Genomic DNA, 9,400 nt, shown 5'->3' on the forward strand with positions numbered 1-9,400 from the left:
AAATCCGCCCCCCCAACACCGCCAACAAACCACCCCCCCCCGCGGGGCCCCCGGGGGGGGGGGCGGCCCCCCGCCCCCCCGACCCCGCCGTGGTGTGCCGCGAACTCGATCGGCTCTTCGGCCCGTCGGGCGATACTCCCGACCGGCAGCGTCTCGCCGCGGCCCTGGCCGCCACCCAGTGGACCACCGTCGTCGCCGGTGGACCCGGTACCGGGAAAACGCATACCATCGCCCGGATCCTCGCGCTGCTGGTCGCGCACCGCGCCGCCGAATCCGACGGCACGCCGCTACGGATCGCGCTGGCCGCGCCCACCGGTAAGGCGGCCGCCCGGTTGCAGGAGGCCGTTCGTGACCAGGCCGGACCGCTCGGCCTCCCGGAACTCTCCGCGGCGACACTGCACCGCCTGCTGGGCTGGCAGCGCGGTCGCACCACCCGGTTCCGCTATCACGAACACAATGGTCTGCCCTATGACGTGGTTGTCGTGGACGAGACCTCCATGGTGTCGCTGACCATGATGAGCCGGCTGCTCGCCGCGCTGCGTCCGGATACCCGGCTCGTCCTTGCCGGAGACCCGGACCAGCTCGCCTCGGTGGACGCGGGAGCGGTGCTCGCGGATCTGGTGGCCGCGCCGTTCCCGGGTGAGGCCGATCCTGCCTTCGAGACGATTCTCGCCGCCGACCACGGATTCTCCGGTGCGTCCACGCCGGCCGGGGCTTCGGAAGGCGTCGAGGCGCTCACCGAATCGGAGCGTGAACGGTTGCGTGGCGGCATCGTCCGGCTCACCCGCGGGCGCCGGTTCGGCGGCCGGATCGCCGATCTGGCGGTGGCGGTTCGCGCCGGGGATACCGAGGCAGCGCTGGAACTACTGCGGTCCGGGGGCGATACGCTCGAACTACTCGATCCCGACGATATCGCCGCCGTCCAGGCCGATATCGGCACCACCGCCCATCGGGTCACCGCTGCGGCCGAGGCCGGGGATGCGGCCGCGGCGCTGGCCGCGTTCGAATCGCATCGCCTGCTCTGCGCTCACCGTCGCGGCCCGTACGGGGTGGAGCACTGGGACCGGACGGCGGCAGAATGGGCCGCCGCGGCGGGCGCGGGCCCCGAACATCGCAACGGCACCTGGTATCCCGGGCAACCGCTGCTGGTGACGGCCAACGATCACGAGGCGCGGATCTACAACGGCGATACCGGTGTGGTCGTCCGCCGTCCGGACGGGTCGCTGCGGGTGGCACTGCAGCGGGGCGAGGAACCGCTGCTGATCCATCCCACCCGGTTCCCGGCCGTGGTCACGGTTTTCGCCATGACGATCCACCGCAGTCAGGGCAGTCAATACGATGCGGTGACCATCGTCCTACCGGAGCCCGGATCGAGCCTGCTGACCCGGGAACTCCTGTACACCGCCATCACTCGCGCCCGGCGCCATGTGCGCATCCTGGGTACCGAGGAAGCCATCCGGGCCGCGATCGACCGGCATGTACTGCGCGCCAGCGGTCTCAGCCTCGACCAGACCGATCAACTGTCCTGACCCGCAGCGACGGCACCGGCGGTGTTGTCCGGCGCGGCGGGGAACAGCCCGGGCAGCCCCATGGCGTACCGGAAATCGGCGGTATTGCCCAGCGTCACCAGCACCACCCGGATCATCGTGAGCCGGGCGTCGGCGACCGTGGCCGGGTCGGGTTCGGCGCCGGGTTCGGAGGCGGCCGAGATCCGGTACACCAGGTACTCGCAGACGTGCAGGGCCGCGTCGAGATCCAACGGTCCGGGCACTGTGCGACCCAGTTCCGTGAACCTGGCGCGCACGTTCTCCCGGATTCCGTCGAGCGCGGCATTGCGGTACGCCGAGACCGGGGAGGCCGGATCGTGCAGTTCGGCGAACAGCGGCCGCAGCATCGCGCCGTGCCCACGGGCCCAGTCCAGGTAGGCGTCGATCAGCCGGATACCGAGTTCCACACCCTCGTCGGTCGCCGCGAGCGCGGTCGCTATCGCACCGACCAATTCCGCGTTCGATACCTCCAGCAGCACATGCAGCGGTTCGGTGGCGTTGGCGAAATAGCGATAGAACGTGGGCCGCGAAAGACCGGCCTGATCGATGATCTGGGCGACGCTCAGTCCGCGGGAACCGGCACGGGTGAATACCTCGGCGGTGGCCTCGACGATCCGGGCGCGGACCTGTTCGGCCTGGGCCCGGGTCTGCGGCGGTCGGCCGCGCCGTGGCGCCGGCCCGGTGTCCGGGCGGTGCGGTGACCCGGTGGCACCCACTGGGGACTCGCCGGCGCGGTCCGGCTCCGGGGTGCTCATGGGGGACCGTCCCGGTGAGCTGTGAGATCCCACAGCCGGCACCGGCACCCGGCTGTTGTCCGCACCGTGCCTCTTGACACTTCACACCGCACGAGCATTACATTAACACCACTGTTCAATTAATCATCCGTGCCGCGGACAGCCCGATCGCGGCACGCCCTCGCCCCAGGAGAATGCCGACGATGACGACCGCCCAGCGTCCCGCCGCCACCGGCGCACTCACCCCGGACCTGGTCGAACGGCTGCTGGCCCGGGCCGCGGCCGGCGGTGCGCCCGCCGTCACGGTGCACGCACCGGTCACCGGCGAGCCGATCGCCGACCTGCCGCAATCGTCGGTCGGCGATATCGAGAACGCTTTCGAGCGGGCTCGTGCGGCTCAGCGGCACTGGGCGCAGGTCCCGGTCCGGGAACGGGCCGCGGTACTGCGCCGCTTCCACGATCTGGTGCTGGCCGAACAGGACACCGTCCTCGATATCGTGCAGACCGAAACCGGGAAGTCCCGGGTGCACGCCTTCGACGAGGTCGGCGATGTCGCGGTGAATTCCCGCTACTACGCCGCCACCGCCCCGAAACTGCTCGCCCGCCGCAATCCGCGCGGAGTGCTGCCGGTGCTCACCGATGTGCAGGTGCGGCAGCGGCCCAAAGGGGTGGTCGCGGTGATCTCGCCGTGGAACTACCCGCTGGCACTGGCGGTTTCGGATGCGCTGCCGGCCCTGGTCGCCGGTAACGCGGTGGTCGGCCGCCCGGACAACCAGACCGCGCTCACCGCGCTGTGGGCGGTCGACGTGGCCGTCCGGGCCGGGCTGCCCGAAGGACTGTGGCAGATCGTGCTCGGCCGCGGTTCGGTGATCGGCGGCGAGGTGATCGACCGCGCCGACTATGTCGACTACACCGGTTCCAGCGCCACCGGCCGGACCATCGGCCGCCAGGCGGGCGAACGGTTGATCGGCTGCTCACTCGAACTGGGCGGGAAGAATCCGCTGCTCGTGCTCTCCGACGCCGATCCGGTGGCCGCCGCCAAGACCGCCGTGCGGGCGAGTTTCGCCTCGGCCGGGCAGCTGTGCGAATCGATGGAGCGCATCTATGTGCACGAATCGGTCTACGACCGGTTCATCGGCGAATTCGTCCCGGCGGTGAAAGGATTGAAGCTGGGCGCCCCGTTGGACTACTCGACCGATATGGGTTCGCTGACCTTCCCGCGCCAGCTCGATACCGTCCGCGCCCATGTCGACGACGCGGTGGCCAAGGGCGCCACCGTGCTGGCCGGCGGCGTGCACCGGCCCGACCTCGGGCCCTACTTCTACGAGCCCACCGTGCTCACCGGTGTCACCGCCGAGATGACGGTGTACCGGGAGGAAACCTTCGGTCCTGTCGTCTCGGTGTACAAGGTCGCCAGCGACGACGAGGCGGTCACCCAGGCCAACGACACCCCGTACGGTCTGAACGCCAGTGTGTGGTCGCGCAGTGCCGCCCGGGGTCGCAAGTTCGCGGCCCGCATCAACGCCGGCTCGGTCAATGTGAACGAGGGTTTCATCGCGGCCTGGGGGAGCGCGGACGCACCCTCCGGCGGTGTGGGAATTTCCGGTACCGGCCGCCGGCACGGTCCCGAGGGCCTGCTGAAGTACGTCGACACCCAGACCATCGCGGTCCAGCGCGTGCTGCCGATCGCGCCGCCGCCGGGGATGTCGGAGGCGATGTGGGCGAAAACCATGACACTGTATTTCCGGGTCATGAAAACTCTGCGCCAGAAATAGGCCCGGCCCGGAACCGGCCGTTACCCCCGAATTTTCTGCGATGACAAAGGATCCGAATCGATGAAACTGGACACCGTGGCCGGTAAGAAGGTGCTGATCACCGGTGCCGCCATGGGCCTGGGCAAACTTTTCGCCGAACAGGCGGTACGCGAAGGCGCCGCCGCGGTGGTCCTCTGGGATGTCAACGAACCCGCGCTACGCGCCACCGCGGCCGAACTCACCGCGGCCTCCGGCGCGATCCACACCTACACCGTCGATATCTCCGATCGCGACGCCGTCGCGGCCGCCGCCGAATCGGTGCGGGTGGATGTGGGTGGTATCGACGTACTGGTGAACAATGCCGGAATCGTGCGCGGAAACACCTACTTCTGGGAGACGAAGGACCGCGACGATATCGACCGGACCATGGCCATCAACGCCCTGGCCCCGATGTATGTGACCCTCGAATTCCTGCCGGCCATGGTCGCCGGCACCACCGAGGCCCGCGTGCTCACCATCGCTTCCTCGGCAGGTCTGGTGCACAACCCGCGGATGAGCGTCTACGCCGCGTCGAAATGGGCCGCGCTGGGCTGGTCGGATTCGGTGCGTATCGAGCTGGGCCAGGCCGGTCACGACCACGTCAAGGTCACCACCGTCTGCCCGACCTACATCAATACGGGAATGTTCGAGGGTGCCACGGGTTTCTGGTTCACCCCGATCCTCGACCAGCACAAGGTGGTGGCGACCGCGTGGGCCGAGATGAAGAAGGGCACGCCCGTGGTAATCATGCCGTGGACCTCCCGCCTCAATAAAGTCCTCTCCGGGGTACTCCCGCTGAAACTGCGTGATCTGTTCCTGAACACCGTCGGGGTGTATCACTCGATGGACGAGTTCAAGGGCCGGAAGTAGCGGTCGCCGGCAGACCGATCGCTACGGTGGCGCCGAGTTCGGCGGCCCGGGCGATCCGTGCCCGGAAACCGTTGCCGGCCAGGAGTGCGGTGGCGGCGGGGACCTGATCCGCGCCGATCTCGATCAGCAGACACCCGCCGGGCGCCAGCCAGGCGGGTGCGGCGGCGGCCGTGCGGCGGGCGAGGTGCAGTCCGTCCGGTCCGCCGTCGAGGGCGGCCGCGGGTTCGTGGTCGCGGGCTTCCGGCGGCATCCGCGCGAGGAACTCCGACGGTACGTAGGGGGTGTTCGCCAGCAGGATATCGATCCGCCCGCGGAGTCGCGCGGGGAGCGCATCGAAGAGATCGCCCTGGTAGACCTGCCCACCTATACCCGCGAGGTTGGCGCGGGCGCAGTCGACCGCCACCGGGTCGATATCGGCGGCGTACAGGTCCGGCAGCGGACCCGGGTGGCCGGAAAGGCCGGTGACGAGGGCCAAACCCAGTGCGCCCGAACCGCAGCACAGGTCCACCACCGTCCGCGGCGGGTGGGCCCGCGCGAGGGTGAGCGCCTCGTCCACCAGCAGCGCCGAGCGCCGACGCGGGACGAAAACACCGGCCCGTACCCCAACCTGCAACCCTTTGAATTCGGCCCAGCCGAGAACGTACTCCAGCGGGTTCCCGGCGACCCGCCGCGCCACCAGCCCGGCCAGCTCGCCGGCGGACCGGGCGCTGTGCACCAGCAGCCGCGCCTCGTCCTCGGCGAAAACACATCCCGCGGCGCGGAGCTGCCTCGTGACGGCCTCGATATCGAAAGCGGGCATGGGCACAGTCTGTCGGGTGTACCGGCCCGGCGCACCGGTTTATCGCGCGTGCCGCGGCCGGGGATCGTCTTGCATCAGGGGCGGAAAGCGCGCAGCGTGTTCTCGACCAGCGCGTCGGCATACTCGTCGTCGAGCGGCCCGGTGCGCAGCAGCCACCGTTGGAAAAGTGGTGCGTAGAGCATCTCCAGAACGAGGTCGAGATCCGCGCCCGGGTCGAGTTGCCCCGCTTCCTGAGCGCTGCGCAGCCGCGCCTTCTTGGCTTCGTCGACCGGGTGCGCCAGTGTTTCACGGTACCGCGCGGCGAGTTCCGGATCGTTGACGAGCTCGGCATTGAGTGCCCTGATGGGCCGCTCGAAATCGGGATCGGCGAATTCGGCGGCGGTGGCACGCAGCACGAGTTTCAGGTCGGCGGCGAGATCGCCGGTATCCGGAAGTTCGATACCGCCGCCGTCGGTGGATTCGCTGAGTGCCAGGAAGGAATCGAAGATGACCGCACCCTTCGACGGCCACCACCGGTAGATCGTCTGTTTCCCGACGCCCGCCCGGGCCGCGATCGCCTCGATGGAAACCTTCGCGTATCCCGATTCGGCGATCAGTGTCCGGGTTGCGGTGAGGATGGCCTGCCGGGATCGTTCGCTGCGCCTGGAGCGATCAGGAGTGCGGTCGGTGGTCATGCGGACAGGGTAGCAATCCAACGAGACGAGACGGTTCGTTTGACTTCCGTGCTCCATGGTCGCATACTCGGTGGCATGAAACGAGACGGTCCGTCTCGTGTAGGGAGGATGGATATCGTGACAACCACACGAACCTGGTTCATCACCGGTGCTACGCGCGGTCTGGGCCGGGCGTTCACGGAAGCGGCACTGGCCGCGGGAGATCAGGTTGTCGCGGTGGCCCGCAATACCGAACCGCTGGACGATCTGAGCGCCACCCATCCAGGCGCCCTCGTCCGGTTCTCGCTGGACGTCTCCGATCGCCGCGCCGTATTCGCCGGGGTCGAGCGGGCCTTCGCCGCCTTCGGCCGCGTGGATATCGTGGTCAACAACGCGGGCGGGATGCTGTACGGCATGGTGGAAGAAGCCACCGAGGAGCAGATCCGCGCCCATTTCGAGGTCAATTTCTTCGGCGCCGTATGGGTTTCGCAAGCGGTCGTTCCCCGGCTGCGCGCCCAGGGCGGCGGCCGGATCCTGCAGGTGAGCTCGATGGGCAGCGGTGGCGGAATGGCATCCGTCGGGTTCTACGGTGCGGGAAAGGCGGCCCTCGACTCGTTCGGCCAGGCGCTGGCGATGGAGGTGGCGGCGTTCGGAATCAAGGTCACCAGCCTGCAGATGGGTGGTTACGACACCGGTCTGTTCACCACCGGCACCACGGCGACCGATCCCCTTCCGGAGTACGCCGCGCTCCGGGCGGAGATGGCCGAGATGTGGGGTGAGGAGGCCGGACCCGATCCGGCCACCGCCGCGACGACGATCATGCGGCTGGTGGACGAGCCGGATCCGCCCCGGGAGCTCATCGTGGGCGGCCAGTCCTACGACCTGGTTCAGGCGATGGACCGGGACCGGGCCCGCGTGCGTCAGGAGTGGGAGCAGCTGAGCCGCTCGGCTCCGGGCTGACCGGGTTTGCGCACGGGGGCGCACCGGTCACTGTTGCGGGTCGCGGAACGCCCAGACCGCCGCCGGGCGGCCGGTGGCTCTGGTGCGGCGCCGCTCCTCGGTTTTCACCAGGCCCGGGATTCCGGCCAGGGTGCGGTTGAGGTTGGCCGCGTCCGGCCGGGCGCCCAGGAGTGAGGCGGCGAGGTCGACGGCGCGGGTGGCCGGGAACTGTTCTCCCAGCAGGGCGCGGGTGAGTGGCAGGTCCTTCCACAGCAACCCCGACAACAGGCCGCGCGCGGCGGGCACGATGCTGTTGTGGTCGAAGGCCAGGTCCGGTGGTTCGTCGAACGAAACCCACTGCGCGGGCCCCGCGTGCGGTTCGGTCACCGCCCACATGACGACGGACAGGGTGGGTCCGCGCGGATCCCGATTCGGTGCGTCGAAGGTCACCAGCTGACCGACCGGTCCGAGAGCGGCGGCCGGGACACCGAGTTTGGCGTGCAGGGCACGGGCCGCGGCATCGGACAGGCGTTCTCCCCGGCCCAGCAGCACCCCCGGGAGTGCGAGCCGGCCCGTGAACGGTTCGTGGCCGCGTGGTGCGACGCCGAACGTGACCGCGGCGTCCGCGGCCCAGAACCGCAACGCCACGACATCCACCGATACCGCCGATTGGTCCACGGCCCCATACTGCCGTATCCGGGTCCCGCGACCCATGGGTCCGGTGCCGTCGAACAGCAGCCCGGTGTCGTCGGCACGCCACGGCCGGGACCCGCCGGTCGTGCAGATCGGGCGGGCGGCCGATTCGGCTGGTTATCGTGAAGGCGTGCCGACCCGTATCGTGAAGCGCAGTGCGACCCTGGCCGACGGCCGGGAGCTCATCTACTACGACGACGCCGATACCCGGCTCGGCCCCGAACGCCGTATCGACAGCCGGGCGCTCGAACCCCGGCCGCCGACGGCGACTATGCGCCAGGACGTATTGACCGGGGAGTGGATCTCGATCGCCGCTGCCCGGCAGAGCCGGGTGGTGCTCCCCCCGGCCGACCGCGACCCGCTGGCCCCGCAGACACCGGACAACCCGTCGGAGATCCCGGATCTCTACGATGTGGCGGTTTTCGAGAACCGTTCGCCGTCCTTCGGTCCCGCACTACCCGGCGACGGCACGGGTGTGGTCGCCGCACCGGGGGGTCTCGCCGATATCACCGAGCTCGGGTTCGGCCGGGAGCGCGTGGCGGTCGGGCGCTGTGAGGTGGTCTGTTTCAGTCCCGAGCACGAAGGATCCTTCGGCGATCTCACCCCGAGCCGCGCCCGCACCGTGATCGAGGCATGGGCCGACCGCACCGCGGTCCTGTCGGCGCTGCCGGGGATCGAGCAGGTTTTCGTGTTCGAGAATCGCGGGAAGGCGATCGGCGTCACGCTGCCGCATCCGCACGGCCAGATCTACGGCTACCCTTACATCACGCCGCGGACGACCCGGGTGCTCGAGTCCGTGCGCCGGCTCGGGCCCGATCTGTTCCAGCGCATTCTGGACACCGAACGCGCGGGCGACCGGGTCGTGCTGGCGGGGGAGAACTGGACGGCGTTCGTCCCGTTCGCGGCGCGGTGGCCCATCGAAGTGCATCTGCTGCCGCACCGGCATATTCCCGATCTCGCGGCGGCCAACGATGCGGAGCGGGACGAACTGGTAACGCTCTACCTGCGGTTGCTCCGGGGAATCGACACCCTCTACGAGGACCCGACGCCCTATATCGCCGCCTGGCATCAGGCGCCGGTACACACCGGGCGCGACACGGTGCGGCTGCATCTACAGCTGACCTCGATCCGGCGCGGTGTGGACAAGATCAAATATCTGGCCGGGTCCGAGGCGGCGATGGGTGCTTTCGTCGCCGATATCGTCCCGGAGGAGGCGGGGGGGGGCGCGCAGCACGAGCGCCGCCTCCGCGGTGGCTCCTGATCAGCGGATCACGCCCGGACCCGACCACACCGGCCAGCAACTCGCGACACACGGCCACCGACGTGCACGCGTTGCCGGTGGCACACCGGCTGGAATTCAGGTTTCCTGGTA

Annotated in this window: 9 protein-coding genes; 5 read left to right on the forward strand and 4 right to left on the reverse strand. The window is 69.5% G+C overall.

Annotated features, from left to right (window positions below):
- Positions 1-1,529, forward strand: a 1,529-nt coding sequence (gene recD, locus QH195_RS00090) for an exodeoxyribonuclease V subunit alpha (protein WP_280433846.1), incomplete at its 5' end; no start/stop codon positions are given.
- On the opposite strand, the gene QH195_RS00095 is transcribed toward recD, so the two are convergent.
- Positions 1,517-2,302, reverse strand: a complete 786-nt coding sequence (locus tag QH195_RS00095) for a TetR/AcrR family transcriptional regulator (protein ID WP_280433847.1) — start codon at positions 2,300-2,302, stop codon at positions 1,517-1,519. The two genes, recD and QH195_RS00095, sit on opposite strands and share 13 nt — an antisense overlap.
- 182 nt (positions 2,303-2,484) lie before the next feature.
- On the opposite strand from QH195_RS00095, the gene QH195_RS00100 reads away from it, so the two are divergent.
- Together QH195_RS00100 and QH195_RS00105 are read left to right on the forward strand one after the other, a co-directional pair.
- Positions 2,485-4,056 (forward strand): succinic semialdehyde dehydrogenase, encoded by a 1,572-nt coding sequence (locus QH195_RS00100; RefSeq protein ID WP_280433848.1) that lies wholly within the window; start codon positions 2,485-2,487, stop codon positions 4,054-4,056.
- A 60-nt stretch (positions 4,057-4,116) separates the two neighbouring features.
- A complete protein-coding gene (locus QH195_RS00105; RefSeq protein ID WP_280433849.1) occupies positions 4,117-4,944 on the forward strand; it encodes an SDR family NAD(P)-dependent oxidoreductase in 828 nt (275 codons plus the stop codon).
- Here the strand turns inward: QH195_RS00105 and QH195_RS00110 are convergent.
- Both QH195_RS00110 and QH195_RS00115 read right to left on the reverse strand, forming a co-directional pair.
- Complete coding sequence (locus QH195_RS00110; RefSeq protein ID WP_280433850.1) at positions 4,928-5,743, reverse strand: putative protein N(5)-glutamine methyltransferase; 816 nt, start codon at positions 5,741-5,743, stop codon at positions 4,928-4,930. The genes QH195_RS00105 and QH195_RS00110 overlap by 17 nt on opposite strands.
- Positions 5,744-5,817: 74 nt before the next feature.
- Positions 5,818-6,417, reverse strand: coding sequence for a TetR/AcrR family transcriptional regulator (locus QH195_RS00115; protein WP_280433851.1), 600 nt, complete (start codon positions 6,415-6,417; stop codon positions 5,818-5,820).
- A 108-nt stretch (positions 6,418-6,525) separates the two neighbouring features.
- Here QH195_RS00115 and QH195_RS00120 point away from each other — a divergent pair, with 108 nt between their 5' ends.
- A complete protein-coding gene (locus QH195_RS00120; RefSeq protein WP_280433852.1) occupies positions 6,526-7,356 on the forward strand; it encodes an SDR family NAD(P)-dependent oxidoreductase in 831 nt (276 codons plus the stop codon).
- Between the two features lie 27 nt (positions 7,357-7,383).
- Here the strand turns inward: QH195_RS00120 and QH195_RS00125 are convergent, their stop codons facing one another.
- Positions 7,384-8,013: an NUDIX hydrolase gene (locus QH195_RS00125; protein ID WP_280421169.1), complete on the reverse strand. Its 630-nt coding sequence runs from the start codon at positions 8,011-8,013 to the stop codon at positions 7,384-7,386.
- A 145-nt stretch (positions 8,014-8,158) separates the two neighbouring features.
- Between QH195_RS00125 and galT the strand changes: the two genes are divergently transcribed.
- Positions 8,159-9,289: a galactose-1-phosphate uridylyltransferase gene (gene galT / locus QH195_RS00130; RefSeq protein WP_280433853.1), complete on the forward strand. Its 1,131-nt coding sequence runs from the start codon at positions 8,159-8,161 to the stop codon at positions 9,287-9,289.
- Positions 9,290-9,400: the final 111 nt, after the last annotated feature.

This window comes from Nocardia carnea, from assembly GCF_029868855.1.
GTDB lineage: Bacteria > Actinomycetota > Actinomycetes > Mycobacteriales > Mycobacteriaceae > Nocardia > Nocardia carnea_A.

What these genes read in the sequence shown, in the direction of transcription:
- QH195_RS00095 (WP_280433847.1), bottom strand. Translation starts at nt 2,302, where the DNA reads ATGAGCACCCCGGAGCCGGACCGCGCCGGCGAGTCCCCAGTGGGTGCC.
- QH195_RS00100 (WP_280433848.1), top strand. Translation starts at nt 2,485, where the DNA reads ATGACGACCGCCCAGCGTCCCGCCGCCACCGGCGCACTCACCCCGGAC.
- QH195_RS00105 (WP_280433849.1), top strand. Translation starts at nt 4,117, where the DNA reads ATGAAACTGGACACCGTGGCCGGTAAGAAGGTGCTGATCACCGGTGCC.
- QH195_RS00110 (WP_280433850.1), bottom strand. Translation starts at nt 5,743, where the DNA reads ATGCCCGCTTTCGATATCGAGGCCGTCACGAGGCAGCTCCGCGCCGCG.
- QH195_RS00115 (WP_280433851.1), bottom strand. Translation starts at nt 6,417, where the DNA reads ATGACCACCGACCGCACTCCTGATCGCTCCAGGCGCAGCGAACGATCC.
- QH195_RS00120 (WP_280433852.1), top strand. Translation starts at nt 6,526, where the DNA reads ATGGATATCGTGACAACCACACGAACCTGGTTCATCACCGGTGCTACG.